The sequence below is a fragment of the Pseudomonas quebecensis genome (assembly GCF_026410085.1).
GTDB lineage: Bacteria > Pseudomonadota > Gammaproteobacteria > Pseudomonadales > Pseudomonadaceae > Aquipseudomonas > Aquipseudomonas quebecensis.
This window is the reverse complement of sequence record NZ_CP112866.1, coordinates 2,350,380-2,365,902: the sequence shown is the minus strand read 5'-3', so window position 1 is coordinate 2,365,902 and position 15,523 is coordinate 2,350,380. Positions and strand designations below refer to the sequence as shown.

The 15,523-nt window shown below is 63.0% G+C and carries 12 protein-coding genes; 8 read left to right on the top strand and 4 right to left on the bottom strand.

The genetic code is table 11. The features are described from left to right. Window position 1: 1 nt before the first annotated feature. From OSC50_RS10970 to OSC50_RS10935, 8 genes are all read left to right on the top strand, one after another. Window positions 2-1,000 (top strand): acyl-CoA dehydrogenase family protein, encoded by a 999-nt coding sequence (locus OSC50_RS10970; protein WP_266249593.1) that lies wholly within the window; start codon window positions 2-4, stop codon window positions 998-1,000. Next, window positions 997-1,755 carry a PIG-L deacetylase family protein gene (locus OSC50_RS10965; protein ID WP_253507881.1) on the top strand — a complete coding sequence of 253 codons (759 nt, stop codon included), beginning with the start codon at window positions 997-999 and terminating at the stop codon, window positions 1,753-1,755. The genes OSC50_RS10970 and OSC50_RS10965 overlap by 4 nt, the downstream gene beginning before the upstream one ends. Next, window positions 1,752-2,351: an SAM-dependent methyltransferase gene (locus OSC50_RS10960; RefSeq protein WP_253507883.1), complete on the top strand. Its 600-nt coding sequence runs from the start codon at window positions 1,752-1,754 to the stop codon at window positions 2,349-2,351. Before OSC50_RS10965 ends, OSC50_RS10960 begins: the two co-directional genes overlap by 4 nt. Continuing rightward, window positions 2,348-3,031 (top strand): glycosyltransferase family 2 protein, encoded by a 684-nt coding sequence (locus tag OSC50_RS10955; protein ID WP_266249595.1) that lies wholly within the window; start codon window positions 2,348-2,350, stop codon window positions 3,029-3,031. Before OSC50_RS10960 ends, OSC50_RS10955 begins: the two co-directional genes overlap by 4 nt. Before the next feature lie 153 nt (window positions 3,032-3,184). Continuing rightward, window positions 3,185-3,946: a PIG-L deacetylase family protein gene (locus OSC50_RS10950; RefSeq protein ID WP_266249597.1), complete on the top strand. Its 762-nt coding sequence runs from the start codon at window positions 3,185-3,187 to the stop codon at window positions 3,944-3,946. A 241-nt stretch (window positions 3,947-4,187) separates the two neighbouring features. Continuing rightward, window positions 4,188-6,605 (top strand): autotransporter family protein, encoded by a 2,418-nt coding sequence (locus OSC50_RS10945; protein ID WP_266249599.1) that lies wholly within the window; start codon window positions 4,188-4,190, stop codon window positions 6,603-6,605. A gap of 137 nt (window positions 6,606-6,742) precedes the next feature. Then, a complete protein-coding gene (locus tag OSC50_RS10940) occupies window positions 6,743-7,777 on the top strand; it encodes an alpha/beta fold hydrolase (RefSeq protein WP_266249601.1) in 1,035 nt (344 codons plus the stop codon). 187 nt (window positions 7,778-7,964) lie between these two features. Then, window positions 7,965-10,124: a TonB-dependent siderophore receptor gene (locus OSC50_RS10935; protein WP_266249604.1), complete on the top strand. Its 2,160-nt coding sequence runs from the start codon at window positions 7,965-7,967 to the stop codon at window positions 10,122-10,124. Between the two features lie 40 nt (window positions 10,125-10,164). Here OSC50_RS10935 and OSC50_RS10930 read toward each other — a convergent pair whose 3' ends face one another. From OSC50_RS10930 to OSC50_RS10915, 4 genes are all read right to left on the bottom strand, one after another. Next, the gene (locus OSC50_RS10930; protein ID WP_219855203.1) at window positions 10,165-10,662 is read right to left on the bottom strand and encodes a DUF2867 domain-containing protein; all 498 of its coding nucleotides are present in this window, start codon (window positions 10,660-10,662) and stop codon (window positions 10,165-10,167) included. A 94-nt stretch (window positions 10,663-10,756) separates the two neighbouring features. Then, the gene (locus OSC50_RS10925; protein ID WP_375139324.1) at window positions 10,757-11,608 is read right to left on the bottom strand and encodes a prohibitin family protein; all 852 of its coding nucleotides are present in this window, start codon (window positions 11,606-11,608) and stop codon (window positions 10,757-10,759) included. 262 nt (window positions 11,609-11,870) lie between these two features. Then, on the bottom strand, window positions 11,871-12,965 hold the full coding sequence (locus OSC50_RS10920; protein ID WP_181077836.1) for a fimbrial protein: 1,095 nt from the start codon (window positions 12,963-12,965) through the stop codon (window positions 11,871-11,873). Next, window positions 12,962-15,478, bottom strand: coding sequence for a fimbria/pilus outer membrane usher protein (locus tag OSC50_RS10915; protein ID WP_266249609.1), 2,517 nt, complete (start codon window positions 15,476-15,478; stop codon window positions 12,962-12,964). The genes OSC50_RS10920 and OSC50_RS10915 overlap by 4 nt, the downstream gene beginning before the upstream one ends. Window positions 15,479-15,523: the final 45 nt, after the last annotated feature.

The following is a 15,523-nucleotide window of genomic DNA, read 5'->3' as shown; positions in this document are numbered from 1 at the left end:
AATGGCCTGGCAGGGAAGCCTTCACGGCTACCGCAGCTATGCGGACACTGAGGCGCTCGGCACAGCGCTGAGCGCCCTGGTGGCGCAGGGGGCGGATCAACTGCCCCTGCCCGGCAGCGGCCGCACCCAGGAGCGATTCAGGGCGCTGGCCGTCGTGGCCGGACACGACTTGCGCCTGTGCAAGTTGTTTGAAGGCCACACCGATGCCTTGGCAATCATGGCCGAACTCGACAGCCCGTCACCGCCCCGGGGAAGTACCTGGGGCACATGGGCCGCCGAGCCGCCCACGGCCAAGGTGCACGTTCAACACGACGGCCATCGTTTGCGGGTGCACGGGCGTAAAGCCTGGTGCTCCGGCGCGGCGGTGGTCAGTCATGGTTTATTGACCGCCTGGGATGAGCAAGGCCGCCAGCAATTGGTGGCGGTGCCTATGCAACAACCGGGCGTAAGCGTCACCCATGAAGGCTGGCACGCGGTGGGCATGGCCGCCACCGGCAGTGTCGAGGTGATCTTCGACAATGCCGGCGCTATGGCGGTGGGCGGTCCCGGTGACTACCTTGCCCGCCCCGGTTTCTGGCAAGGCGGAGTCGGCATCGCGGCGTGCTGGTACGGCGCGGCCCAACGCCTGGGCCAGGTGCTGCAACAGCACTGCGCCCGGCGCGCCGAGCCCCATGCCTTGGCGCACTTGGGCGCGGTGGACAGTGCGTTGCACGCCGCCGCCTGTGTATTGCGCGCGGCGGCCGAATGCATCGACCGCGAGCCCGGCGCCGATGCCAGGGAATTGGCCCGGCGCGCACGCGCCTGCATCGAAGACAGCGTCGAACAGGTGATGCGGCATGTCGGCCGCGCCGTGGGGGCCGGGCGGTACTGCCAGGACCCACACGTGGCGCAGTTGATGGCCGACCTGCCGGTCTACATCCGTCAGAGCCACGCCGAACGCGACCTGGCCGCCCTGGGCGAATGGGTCGCCGCCCAACCCACAGGCAGGTGGCAGCTATGAAAGCCAATCCTATCGTCGGCCAGGGCACGCCGCTGCAGCATTGGCAGACCTCACCGCGCATGGCGGCGCTGGCTACCATCAGCGTCGAAGCGTTGGTTCCCGAGGGGCATCGCGCGGTGATTATCGCGCCCCACCCCGATGACGAAGTGCTCGGCTGCGGCGGCCTGTTGCAAGGCCTGGCGGCGCTGGAGCGGCCCATCCTATTGATTTCGGTCACCGACGGCAGTGCCAGCCACCCCGGTTCCCAGCGCTGGCCGGTGGAGCGCCTGAGCGTGGTGCGCCCGCAGGAGTCGGCGCAGGCCCTGCATCGCCTGGGCGTGCCGCTGCACAGTCTCAAATGGTTGCGCGCCGGCTTCAGCGACAGCCAAGTGGCGGCGCGCGAGGACGAGCTGGCCGCGTTTATTCAGCGTTATGTGAAACCCACCGACGTGCTGTTCACCACTTGGCGCGAAGACGGCCATTGCGACCACGAAGCCGTCGGCCGTGCCAGCGCGCGGGCCGCCGAAACGACGGGCGCGCGACTGTATGAACTGCCGGTGTGGACCTGGCACTGGGCAACCGCAGAAGACCGTATGGTGCCGTGGCATCGTGCGCGCAAGATCCCCCTCACCTGTGAAGCGGTGGCTCGCAAGCGCCACGCCATCCATGCATTCGCCAGCCAACTGGAAGGCGACCCGCAGATCGGCCTGCCGCCGGTGCTGGCGCCGTATGTGGTGGAGCGCCTGCTGCAACCTTTTGAAGTGGTATTCGTATGAGTGTGGCTACACCTTATTTCGACCAATTGTTCGCTGAAAACGATGACCCCTGGGCTTTTCGCCAGCGCTGGTACGAGCGGCGTAAACGCGCCCTGACCCTGGCGCTGCTGACCAAGCCACGCTACGCGTCGATCTTCGAGCCCGGCTGCGCCAATGGCGAGTTGAGCGTTGAACTGGCAGCGCGCTGCGATCGCCTGCTGTGCTGTGACACTGCGGCGGCGGCGGTAGCTCTGGCGCGCACGCGGCTGTTGGGCTGCCCCCATGCACAGGTGCGCCAGAGTCGATTGCCCGCGCAGTGGCCTGCCGGCCAGTACGAGCTGATTGTGCTCAGCGAGCTGTGCTATTACCTGGACGCCGACGACCTGGGCCGCCTGATCGAGCGCGCCCTCGCCTGCCTGAGCGCCGATGGGCAGATCCTGGCCTGCCACTGGCGCCCGCCCATCGAGGGTTGCCCGCAAACCGCCGAGCAGGTGCATGCCCTGCTGGACGCGCGGCTGGGCATGCCGCGTATCGCCAGCCATCACGACCACGACTTTCTCCTTGACCTGTGGAGCCGCGACGGCACCTCGGTCGCCACCCTTGAGGGCCTGCGATGATCGGCATTCTGATTCCGGTGCACAACGAACAAGCGCTGTTGGCCGAGTGCCTGGACGCCGCGCTGAAAGCGGCCCGTCACCCCGATCTGCTGGGCGAAACGGTGCAGATCCTGGTCATGCTCGACAGTTGCAGCGATGGCAGCGCCGCGATTGTCCAGGCCTACCCGGTGCAGTGCCTGGAAGTTCAGGCACGCAATGTCGGGCACGCCCGGGGCGTCGGCGCGCGGCATCTGCTGGACCTGGGCGCGCGCTGGATCGCCTGCACCGATGCCGACAGCCGCGTGGCCCCGGACTGGCTGGTGGCACAGTTGGCGCTGGAAGCCGATGCGGTGTGCGGAACCGTCACGGTAGACGCCTGGAGCGAAGGGTTCGACCCCGCCGCGCAGATCCGCTACCACCAGGGCTACGAAGCGCGTGACGGTCATCGGCATATCCACGGCGCCAACCTGGGCGTGAGCGCCGACGCCTACATCCGTGCCGGTGGCTTTGAGCCCTTGGCCTGCCATGAAGATGTGCAACTGGTGCGTGACCTGGAGCGCTGCGGCGCATCGATTGCCTGGAGCCATCGTCCGCAGGTGATCACCAGCGCACGCCTGGAAGCCCGCGCCACGGGCGGTTTTGGCGATTACTTGAAAAGTCTGTTGGCCGGCGCTGAAAAAAACGCCGTGGCGCCACGGTAAAGCGCGGGATCCTTGTCTATGCTGAGGACGCCTTGCTGGTAATTCAGGGTTGAATTGCCATGCACCCATCACGGCGGAGTCCGTGGTGACTATAAGAGAGTCGTCCCGTCAACGGGGTACGACCGCGTCTCACTCGACAAGGATGTGACACCCATGAAGCCTGCCTCGCTGAGCGAAGGCCGTCGCGGCCCCGCCCAAATCTGGAACAGTGCGCCGCAACTGGCGCAAATCCCCCTTGTCGCCCCCACCGCACTGGTACCGTCCGGTGCGCGCGTGGTGGTGGTTGCGCCCCACCCTGGCGACGAAGTGCTCGCATGCGGGGGGCTGCTGCAACTGTTCAGTCAACTGGAACACCCTCTGCAACTGATCTCCATCACCGACGGCAGCGCCAGCCACCCAGGCTCCCTGGTCTGGCCGGCGAGCCGCCTGAGCGTGGTGCGCCCGCAGGAAAGCGCCGAAGCGCTGCGGCGCCTGGGCATGCCGTTGCACAGCCTGAAGTGGATTCGCGGCGGTTTCTGCGACAACGCGCTGGCGGGCCGCGAACCGCAGCTGAGCCAATTCATCGCGCGCTACCTGCACCCTGGCGACGTGGTGTTCACGACCTGGTGCAACGATGGCAACCGTGACCACGACGCCGTCGGCCGCGCCACGGCCACGGCCTGCGAGCTGATACGCGCACGGCTGTATGAATTGCCGGTATGGGCCTGGCACGGCCCGGTCCGCCAGGCGGCGACAGTGCCTTGGCCGAGGGCGCGCAAAGTGCGCCTCGACACCTGGAGCGTGGCGCGCAAGCTTCACGCGGTACACGCTTATGCCAGCCAACTGGCCGGCGATCCGGAGATCGGCCTGGCGCCGATCCTTGCCCACGTGCTGCTGGAGCGCATGCGCGAGCCGTATGAAATCGTATTGATCTAAGCTCGTCTGTACCTGTTATTTCTGACAGTAGCGTGGGATTGCAAAGCTGACTACCGTTGAAAAAGCGCTGTACCCCTTCAGGTGCAGTCGAGAAAGCCATGCCAACTCCCTGCATTGGCCGGTGTTTTCGAACAGGTAACCCGCACTCCCTGCTCCGTATCGCGCAACGCGTTGTCATGGTCTGGCCCGCACCCCCTGCCACGGGTGCTGGAGTAACCGAGCCTTTCAGCGAGGACGAATCATGCGTACACGGATGCTTCTTCTGCTGCACCTGCTTGCACTGGCGGCGACGCCATTGGCCTCTTATGGCGCATGCAGCATCAACAACACCCCCGGCAATGACACTTCCACCTGTGACAGCGGATCGACTCCCGGCTTCATCGACACCGGTGGCAATAACAGCCTCACGGTGAGCGGCACGGGCCAGGTGGCAGGGTCCGTGACCTTCGGCGCAGGCAACGATAAGACCGAGATCAACGGCCCGGGCGCCAAAATCGTTGGCGGACTGAGCCAAGCATCGGGCATCGACGACTTCATCATGAGCAGCGGCGAAGTCAAGTTTGTGGATCAGGGTGACGGCCTGGATACCTTCACGATGACAGGCGGTGTGATTGTCGATGAGTTCAGCGCCGGCGATTACGCCGTCATGACGGGAGGCACCATCGGCAACGTGAATATGAGGCTCGACGACAATACGTTTCTTATGTCCGGCGGCAAAATCCTGCGCAACCTTATCACCGGCTTCGGCACGGACTTGGTCAGACTCTCGGGCGACGCAGAAGTGGTGGGCAATATCAGCGTCAGCGGCGGCGACGATACCGTGGAAATCCTGGGAGGCAAGGTCGGCGGAAACGTCCTGCTCAGCGCGGGCAACGATAAGTTCCTCTGGTCCGGTGGCACGCTGGGGAAGCTCGTGGACGCTGGCTTGGATGACGATATTGCGGTGCTGCGGAACCTGACCGATGCGAACCTGGCGAAGACCATACTGGACGGCAGTCTGGGCAACGATAAGCTGATCGTCGATAACAGCCGGGTCAGCAATAATCCAGACCAGTACGTGAACTGGGAAACCGTGAATTTGACCAATGGGACGACGTTTACGCTCGAGGGTAAATTCGTGCTGGGCGACAGCGCCTCGAACACCGGCACCCTGACCATTGATAAGACCAGTGCAATCCTGGCCGGCACGGGCTTCATCAACTCCCTTGGCGGTAAGCCAGTGACGCTGGACAACCAGGGCCTGATCGACATGACGGGCAATACCCGCGCCAGCGACTCACTGACCGTCAGCGGCACCTACAAAGGCAACGGCGGCCGGCTCGCGCTGCAAAGCGTGTTGGGCGCCGACGGTTCGGCCAGTGACAAACTGGTGGTCAACGGCGGCCCGATACAGGGCACTACGCCGATTGACATTAAGAACCTGAACGGTGCCGGCGCACAGACCGTGCAGAACGGCATCCTGGTGGTCGAGGCCATCAACAATGCCAGCGGCGCGGCCAGCGCATTCAGGCTCGGCAATTCCGTGTCCGCCGGTGCGTACGACTACTACCTGTTCAAGGGCGGCGTCACAGCCGGCACCTCGGAAAACTTCTACCTGCGCTCGACCGTCCCGGCCAAACCGACCGACCCGGTCATCACCCCCGTGCCCACTCCCGACCCCGAGGGGCCGCCGCTGCCGCCCAACCCCGGCATAACGCCGCTGCCGATTTATCGGCCGGAAGTGTCGGTGTACGCGGTGCTGTTCCCTGCCGCCCAGCAGATGGTGCAGGACATGCTGGGTACCTACCACGAACGCATGGGTGACCAGAGCCAGCAACAGCAGACCGGCGCATTTCCGGCGGGCTGGGGCCGTGTGTATGGCAACAGCCGCCGCCAGGGCTTCACCGGCACCGTCAGCCCGTCGCTGAACAGTTCCGTATCGGGCTTCCAGATAGGCAGCGATGTCTACGCAGGCCAGCTCGACAACGGCCTGCAGCACCGCGTGGGGTTCTTTGTCGGCCACAGCACCCTCAAAGGCAACGTCAAAGGGTTCAGCGATGCCCGGCTGGACCAGGACACGGGCAAGACGACCCTGCGCGGTGACAGCCTGGGCCTCTACTGGACGTTGATCGGCGCCAACCAGGCATACCTCGACCTGGTGCTGATGGGTACCCGCTTCGACGGTCACAACGAATCAGACCGTGGCGTGAAGATGAAAACCCGTGGGCATAACCTCACCGCTTCGGCCGAAGTCGGCTGGCCGCTGCCGATCAGCGACACCTGGGTGGTTGAACCGCAGGCTCAGGTCATCGTCGGCAAGACCCGGCTGGATCGGCAAAACGACGGCATCTCCGATGTGTCCTATGACGCCGATACCAGCCTCACCACGCGCCTGGGCGTGCGCCTGCGCGGCGACTATCAGGTCAGCGGCATGCCGTTGCAGCCCTATGCACGGGCCAACGTCTGGCACACCCGCGCCGGCCAGAACACCGTGCGGTTCGACGATGTCACCGACATCGACACCGAACAGAAGTCCACCACCCTGGGGCTGAGTGCCGGCGCCGCGCTCAAGGTTGCCATGGGCGTCAGCCTCTACAGCGAGGTGGGCTACAGCCGGAACCTGGACAGCAACACGTTTAATGGCCGCCAGGGCACGCTGGGCCTGAGAATGGAGTTCTAGCAAACCTGTGTATCGCAGTGTGTATAGCGCCCACTGCGATACAAAACCTTTAACCCGGCGAGTTTTCCGAAACAGGCCAGATACAGCGCGGCGTTCAACTGGGTGCCAGGTATCCATCGCGCCGCAGGAGGCTCGCCATGCACAATCCATCGACACGCCGCTTCATACGTCATCCACTCGCCCTGGCCTTCGCGCTGTTGCCCTTGGGCATGATCGGCCTGGCCCGGGCCGAAATGCCCGAGGTGAACACACCGATGCAAACCGCCCCGTCATCCGGGCTGGGCGCGCTCAAGCACATCAAGGCCGGCCTGCTGGATGTGGCCTACGCGGAGGTCGGCCCTGCCGACGGCCCGGTCGTAATCCTGCTGCATGGCTGGCCCTACGATATCGACAGCTATGCCCATGTCGCGCCATTGCTCGCGGCCAAGGGTTACCGCGTACTGGTCCCCTACGCCCGCGGTTACGGCGGCACCCGGTTTCTGTCGGACGCGACCCCGCGCAACGGTCAACCGGCGGCGTTGGCCAGGGATGTGATCGACTTTATGGACGCGCTGAACATCCGGCGCGCGGTGCTCGGCGGCTATGACTGGGGCGCACGCTCAGCGGATATCGTCTCGGCGCTGTGGCCCGAACGCGTCAAGGCGCTGGTCTCGGTCAGCGGCTACCTGATCGGCAACCAGGCCGCCGGCCAGACCCCCCTGCCGCCCAAGGCTGAGCAGCAATGGTGGTATCAGTTCTACTTCGCCACCGAGCGCGGCGCCGCCGGTTATCGCAAGAACACTCACGATTTCGCCAAGCTGATCTGGCAGACCGCGTCGCCGAAGTGGGCCTTTGACGACGCCACCTTCGAACGCAGTGCCAAAGGCCTGGACAACCCCGATCACGTGGCCATCACCCTGTTCAACTACCGCTGGCGCCTGGGTCTGGTGAAGGGCGACGCCCACTACGAACCCCTGGAACAGCAACTGGCCAACGCCCCTGCTATCCAGGTTCCTACCATCACCCTGGAAGGCGATGCCAACGGTGCTCCGCACCCGGCGCCCGAGGACTACGCCAAACGCTTTACCGGCAAATACCAGTTCCGCCTGATCAACGGCGGCATCGGCCACAACCTGCCGCAGGAAGCGCCCGAGGCATTTGCCAAGGCGGTAATCGACGCCGATCACCTATGATGAAGCACCAATGGCTGACGCCCTTTTCCCGTGGGTTGCAGGAGAAGCAGTATCCAGCGATGTGAAAAATTCGTTAACTAATTCTGTCCCAAGGCTTTTTCCTACAGACTCAATCTGCCAAACTCACGCGAATAATTCTCAACACCTTTATCATTAGCCACGGACGGCACGCGGGAGAGTCAGTTTCATGTCTGTGCAATCACCTGGCGGCAATGTTTTTTCACTCAGTCTGATGACCTTGGCGGTGTGCCTGGCCACCCCACACGCGGCGGTCGCCGCCGACACCCCGGCACCGGCCGCCACGCTGGAATTGGGCGCCACGCAGATCTCCGGCGAAGGCCAACTGGGTGAAACCACCGAAGGCACGCAGTCCTACACCACTGGCTCGATGAAGACCGCGACCAAGCTGCCGCTGACCCTGCGCGAAACCCCACAGGCGGTCACCGTGGTGACGCGTCAGCGCATGGACGACCAGGCGATGACCAGCATCAACGACGTGGTCAACGCCACGCCGGGCCTGTTCCTGAACTACTCCAACGGGCCTGGTCGGCAGTCCTACACCTCGCGTGGCTTCGATATCGATAACCTGATGTACGACGGTATCCCAAGTGGCTACAACGGTGCGTCGGTGGGCGCGCAGCCGAACCTGGCGATGTTCGACCGCGTCGAAGTGGTGCGCGGCGCCACCGGCCTGGTCACTGGCGCGGGCAACCCGTCAGCCGCCATCAATATGGTGCGCAAGCACCCGCTGGATGAGCAGAAGGTCACCCTCACCGGCGCCGCCGGCAGCTGGGACGATTATCGCGGTGAACTCGACGCATCCAGCCCGCTCAACGACAGCGGCACCCTGCGCGGCCGAGTGGTGACGTCCTACCGTGATGCCAACAGTTTTATCGACAAAGCCGAAAACAGTCATGGTCTGTTCTACGCCGTCACCGAAGCCGATCTGAGTGAAGACACCACCCTGACCCTGGGTTTCTCCAATCAGAAGGATAAGACCAACTACTTCTGGGGCGCCTCGATGATCGGCCAGGACGGCCACCACCTGGATCTGTCGCGGTCGTACAACCCCGGCACCGACTGGGAAAACAAGGATCAGGAAATCAACACAGTCTTCGCCGAACTGCGCCAGCGCCTGGCCAATGACTGGAGTCTGCAGGTCAACGCCAACTACGCCGAACAAAACGCATTGTTCTCCGGTTCGTATCAGTCGCGCTGGGTCAACAACACCCTGGCACGCACGGTGTACCAGGCCAAGTACGATGAAAACCAGGCCGGGGTCGACGCCTTCGTCAGCGGCCCGTTCCAGGCATTCGGGCGCAGCCATGAACTGGTGGTCGGCGCGAGCAAGCGCATCTACGACATGACCACCCACAACTACAGCCCCTACGACACCAACTGGCCGCTGACGGCGGGCAAACCGGACTTCGTGCACACCAACAACGAGCGCGAAGTCACCACTCAGGACAGCGTCTACGTCACCACCCGCCTGAGCCTGGCCGATCCGTTGAAGTTGATCCTCGGCGGGCGCCTGGACTGGTACGACTACGATAACCGCGATGGCGACGGCGACTACCACGTCACCCGCAACCTCACCCGCTACGCCGGCCTGATCTACGAGCTGGACGATAACCACTCGGTGTACGTCAGCTACAGCGACATCTTCACCCCGCAAAAAGAAAAGGACACCGGCGCCGCGCCGCTCAAGCCTATCGTCGGCAAGAACTATGAGGTCGGCATCAAGGGCGAATACCTGGGCGGTGCGTTGAACGCCAGCGTCGCGCTGTTCCGCATCGACCAGGAGAACCGCGGTGTGCAGGTGGTGGTACCGAACTGCCCGCAGGCCTCATGCTACGAAGCCTCCGGTGAGATCCGCAGCCAGGGTATCGACTTCGAACTGCAGGGCGCATTGACCGAAAACTGGCAGGTCGGCGGTGGCTACACCTACGCACGCACCCACACCATCAAGGACGACGCCAAACCGCAGTTGGTCAACAAGCAGTTCGATACCGACGTCCCGGAACACCTGTTCAAGTTGACCACCCGCTACAACTTCCAGGGCCCACTGGAAAAACTGCGGGTGGGCGGCAACATCTCCTGGCAGAGCCGCCTGTACAACGACATCGCGTTGGCCGACGGCAGCACCTACCGCCTGCAACAAGGCGCCTACGCCGTCACCGACCTGATGGCCGGCTACAAGGTCAACGACCACCTCGACCTGCAGGTCAACGCCAACAACATCTTCGACCGTCGCTATTACTCCACCATCGCCAACTCGGCGAGCTACGGCGGCGACGCCTACGGCAACCCGCGCAACATGATGCTGACGGCCAAATACAGCTTCTGAGGTTCCAGGCAACGCGCGCCGGCGGACACTACCGCCGGCGCTAGTGCTGACGGCGGCAACGCATCAGCGTTGCCCGCACCACCAGCTTGTGAAACGGGCGAATCAGCACAATGTAGACACGCCCCAGTCGATTGTGGGTGTGCACCGCCGTCGTGGCGATCAGGACTTCACCCTGCTCGTCGCGCCGTCGAAGCAGCGAAAGACGAAAATCCAGGTGGCTGTCATTTTCCCCCAGCACCATCTCGTCAGCGCTTTGCTCAAGCACCGGGAAAAAGTCGATATGGGCTTTATCGGAATGCGCGCGTCGCACCTCGCCGGAGGTCCGTACGCCCAACGGCCCCATCACACCATCGCGGATCGCTATCAGCACCTTGAACCACACAGGCGGCGAACCCAAGGCGCGTACGGCGAGGTCATTGATGGAGACGTCAGCCGCCTCGATAGGCACGACAAAACTGTCAAGCAACTGCGCGTTCGCGTACCAGTCACGGATCAGGCTTTCTGGCGGTGGATCGATAGGCCGGGCAAGCATCGTCATGTGAGGGGGTTCCCTGAATGAATGCAGCTGAGTCGTGAGACTGGTCGGCTGTCAGGCCACCATCGGGGGCAAGCCCCCTCCCACATTCAAAACGTTATCGATCGACCTGCTTGGCATCGATAAACGGCACCGTACTGTTTGGCAACATGGTGGTCGGCAGTACGCCGTTCCAGCGCTCGGCCTTGGTCAGCTCGATCAGGTTCTGGTTGCTGGCCAGGGCCTTGGCGCGGGCCTGGATCGCGTCGGCTTCGGCGTTGCCGCGCAAGCGCGTGGACTCGGCATCCGCCTTGGCCTGGGCCAATTGCGAGTCGGCCTCGGCTTGGGCCTGGGTCACCCGGATCTGCGCCTGCACCTGCTCGGTCTGCAGCATTTGCTCGCGAGTTTTGACTTCCACTTCGGCCTTCATGCGCAAGGCAATCGAACGCTCGTAGTCATCGCTGAAGTCGATGTTTTCGATCTGTACGCTGTCGATCACCACTGGCCCAACCACCGAATCGCGGATGGCCTTGGTCACATCCGCGACAAACTTGCCACGATTCTGCACCGCCGACACCGCGTTGTACTGGCCGAACACGTTTTCCACCTGGGTCGGCACCTGACGGGCGATCAGGCGGTCACGCACGCCATCCAAGTCCTTGTAACTGGTGTACACCTTGGCGACATCGCTGGTAGGAATGTGCCAGGAAACCGAGACCTGCAACTTGGCGGTCTGCTGGTCCTTGCTGTACGCCTGGAGGTTGGCGTACTGGGTAGCCTGGCTTTGAATGCTGATAAACCGCACCGACTCAATGAACGGCAGCTTGAACGACAGGCCCGGCTCCACCACGCCTATCATCGCACCGTTACGCAACAGCACACCCCGCTCGGTCTCATCAACCGTGAACCAACTGGTGGCCAGAGACACCACCACGACCAAACCCACCGCTGCAGCGGCATAGGTAACCATTTTATTCTTCATCGAAACGTCGCGTCCCTTCGTTAAGTTGGCGGCACGATACCCTGAACCGCGTCCCAGGTGGGGTGATAAGTACGCGGACGTTGCAGTACTGATAGGGACGTCACAGTCCAACTGCCGGGCGACGGTCAAAGAAGCCTGCATAGCGCCTTCGTCGACTCACTGATACTCGATGGTAAATGCCACTTTCGCCTGCACCGGCCCGGCCGCTATTGAATAGGCACTTCTGCATGATCGACTCCCTGTCACAGAACTACTTATAGGTGATGGTGAAATTTGCCGTGGCATTCGCTGCCCCTGGCTGCGGGCCGGTGGCAGCGGTGCTGGTCTGGATGTAGCGCGCACCGAATTGCAGATTGGTCACCCCGTCCTGCACCTGCGCCACCGGGACGTCCACGCCCAAGGGCAACGGGGTGCCGTCCTGCTTGAGTACCTGCACCGCCACGCCCTTGGCGGTGGAGGAGGAGTTCAGGCCGAGGATGCCCCCATCAGCGTTAATGATCGTCGAGCCTTTGGCGCCATCCAGACGGATATTGGCGTTATTGCCCTTGAAGTAGTTCCAGCTGGGGTTGTTGGCGTAGGTGCCCGCCAGGCAGCTGTTCAAGGTGATGCCAAACGGCTGGGTATCGGTGAACGTCCCTTTGCCGTTGAATACACGTTTTTCCCAGGACCGCATCGGCACTTCGATGATGTTGCCGGTGGCTTGGGGCAGGCTGCAGCCTGCGACCGTCACGCTGCCGTTGATAAAGCCTTTGACCCACTCCAGCGGCGTGCCGGTATCGTTGAGGTCAATGCGGTAAATTTGCAGGTTATTCAAATCGTGGCGCCCCGGCGCGATAGGTCCGGTTTTTACCAGATAGGCGTTGTTGTGAAAGTTGTAAGTGTAGCCACCCGAATTGCAATCGGTATAAACCCAAGGAAAACTCTCGCTGCTAGTCGCCAGACATAAGAACGCAGGTTTGGCGACGGTCCTTACGGCCACACCAAGGCCGGGGATATTGGTTTCGTAAATCGCACCTTTGATTGAATTGCCCGCGGCCACCGCCGCCATGGTTGGTGCCTTAGGCAGCAACATGACGGCCTCTACCGTGAGCGGCTGGGTCGGACAGCCCAGCGATAGCCAAGTGTCGACAATGCCGGGGCCGACTGCGGAGCCCAGCGGAGCATCCTGAGGAATATAGGCATCGCCGAAATCGTATGTGTTGACCGTCGGTTTTTTATCGAAGCACTCCGCCCACGCCGACTCCCCAAACAGCACCTGCGCCACACCCAACGCCAGCAGCGACGTCAATGTTTTGAACCCACCGAGGCGCTTTGCCCCGGCCTTTTTCGCGTTAGAAATCTTCATTTGCTTGGTACTCCACACACAGCATCCATCACCCGATAGCCATCGGTGACCGGTGCCTGACTGATATCCAGGCGGATCGCGCAACGTTGCGCGGCTTGCTCGCCCCATTTCATGGTGTAAGTCTTGCCGTCGCCCACCGACAGCAGCACTTGCCCGCCCTGCCCGACCACGCCGGCCACACCGTCGGTGTCATCCATCACAGTGGTGCCGAACGGCAGCAGCGAGCCGTCTTGCAGGCGCACGTTGAGCAGGACTTTTTCCGAGCGGCTGGCGGCGAAGGTGGTCTTGACCACCGCGCCGCGACGCGGCGTCACGTTACTCACGCCCTCGGCAATGTCGACATTGGTGTCCACCGCGCTGGTGTCCACGGCGATACGGTTCTTGCGGTACGGTGTGACATACGGCACCAGGGCATAGCCCTTTTTGTTGGTGACGGTGCCCGGCGCGTTGAGCAGGCCCACATTCGGCGTGTCCTTGACCTCCACCAGCGCCACGGTTTCGCCCAGGGTCTGGCCGAACTCGATGCCATCGGCATGGCCGAGTACCGAACCGCTGGCGCTCACCGACGTCTGCTTGTAGCCCTGCCCAACGCTGACGCCGGCGCCCAACTGGGCGAACGGCGCGCGGTAACCGAGCAATACCGAGCCAGTGCTGCCGCGGGTTTCGCCGTGATTGGCGTCGACCGAGTAGTTGAGGTTGCCGTCGCGACCACTGAGCCCGGCGCGCTGGTCGAACGTGCCGTCGGTGTTGCGGGTGACGCTGTAGCTGCCGGTGTTGCGGGTTTGCCCGAACGGCATCGACACGGTGAACACCACTTGGTTGCTCTCGCCGAACGAGTCGGTCAGGGTCTTACTGGCGTAGACGCCGTAGGTCACGCCTTTGTGCTGAGTGTTGAACCCCAACTGCATCTGTTTATCGGTGCGGCTGGAACCCCAATAATTCTGTTGGCTCACGTTCAAATACAGCGAGCCGTAGCTGTCCAGGGCCTGGTTGATACTGGCCTCGACTTTGGTGCGCTTGCTGATACCGCCGTATTCGTTGGGCTGCTGCAGCGCCACCGCGTCACTGAAGTCCTGATAACCCTCGGTGGAATAGCGATAACCGGCGAAGCGTACCGACGTACCGGTCTCGAACGCCTTGCCGTAGCGCACACCGACACTGCGGCCCTTCTCGCTCGTGCCTTTGGTTGAAAGGCCCTGAGGGATGTCGGTCTGCGCCTGGGTCACGTCCAGCGACACCGCGCCGAGGCTGCCCAGGCTCTTGCCTACGCCCACCACGCCGGCACGATAGAAATCCGCACCGAGCAGGCCGCCGTATAAAGTCAGGTCAAATGGCAGCCCGTAGGCCAGCGAGCCCTGCACGAAAGCCGGGCGGGCACCGCCGGATGAGTCGTTGTACTCGCCCACGGTGGCGCTGTAGCGCCACGTCTTCTCACGCAGCATGTTGCCCAAGGTGGCATATGGCTGGGTGAAGCGGCGCTCACGGCCGTCGGCTTCGGTGATGATGATTTCCAGATCACCGCTGCCACTGGCGGCGTTCAGATCGTCGATTTCGAACGCACCCGGCGCCACGTAGGTGGTGTAAAGCGAATAGCCGTTCTGGCGCACCTCGACCTTGGCCTGGGTGTCGGCAATGCCACGGATCACCGGGGCGTAACCTTGCATCGAGTCGGGCAGCATGCCCATGTCGGATGCAATCTGTGCGCCGCGAAACGGGATGGTGTCGAACACATCGCCCGGGGTGAAGCTTTCGCCCAGGGTCAAGGTGCCCTTGATCGCAGTGAGGTCACGTTGCGCATAGGTGTTGCTGCGCTGCCAGGAGCGTTGGCCATGGTTGTCCTGGCGGAACGAAGAGCTTGAGCGAAAACGCCAGTCGCCCAGGTTGAAACCACCGTTGGCGTACAGACTGTATTGGCTGCCGTGGCCCTGGGCATCGCTTTGGGTCTGAGCCGCCGAAAACTGGTAGTTGAGCATCGCGGCATTGATGCCACGGTCCCAATCCTGCGGCGCCACGTAACCGGCGGCGTCGCGGCGCAGGGCAATCTGCGGCACACTGATGTCCAGGGCCAGGCGATGGGCGTCGAAGCTCACCGAGGCACCTTCGATCATGCTGGGCAAATCCACGCAGTCCGGCAGCGCCTCGCCCGGCTTCACGAAGGCCTCGAGCTTGATTCCCAGGTCCTTGAGGAAGGCTTCGGACAGGCACGCTTTAACGTCACCGCTGGCCGCGTCTTTGGCGAACGTCATGTCCCGACGGTCGAAAAAGCTCTGGTTCAAACGCACCAGCACCGGGTAAGTCCCTGGGCCGATTGTGCCGTTATTGGCGATGGCATCCAGGTCGAGGTTAGGCCCGGCGTTGGCGCCGCCGAAACTTTGCATAAAGCCGGAATCGAATTTATCGCCACTGTCGGCCTGTGCCACGCTGCCCAGCAGCGCACTGAGGACGGCAACACACAATGGCAATGGCACCGATGGAATCGACGAACGTGGCGTGGTGAAGGTGGCGCTTCGCATAACGATACTCGACAAGCAGCCCCCGCGAAGTCACAGCGGCGAGCA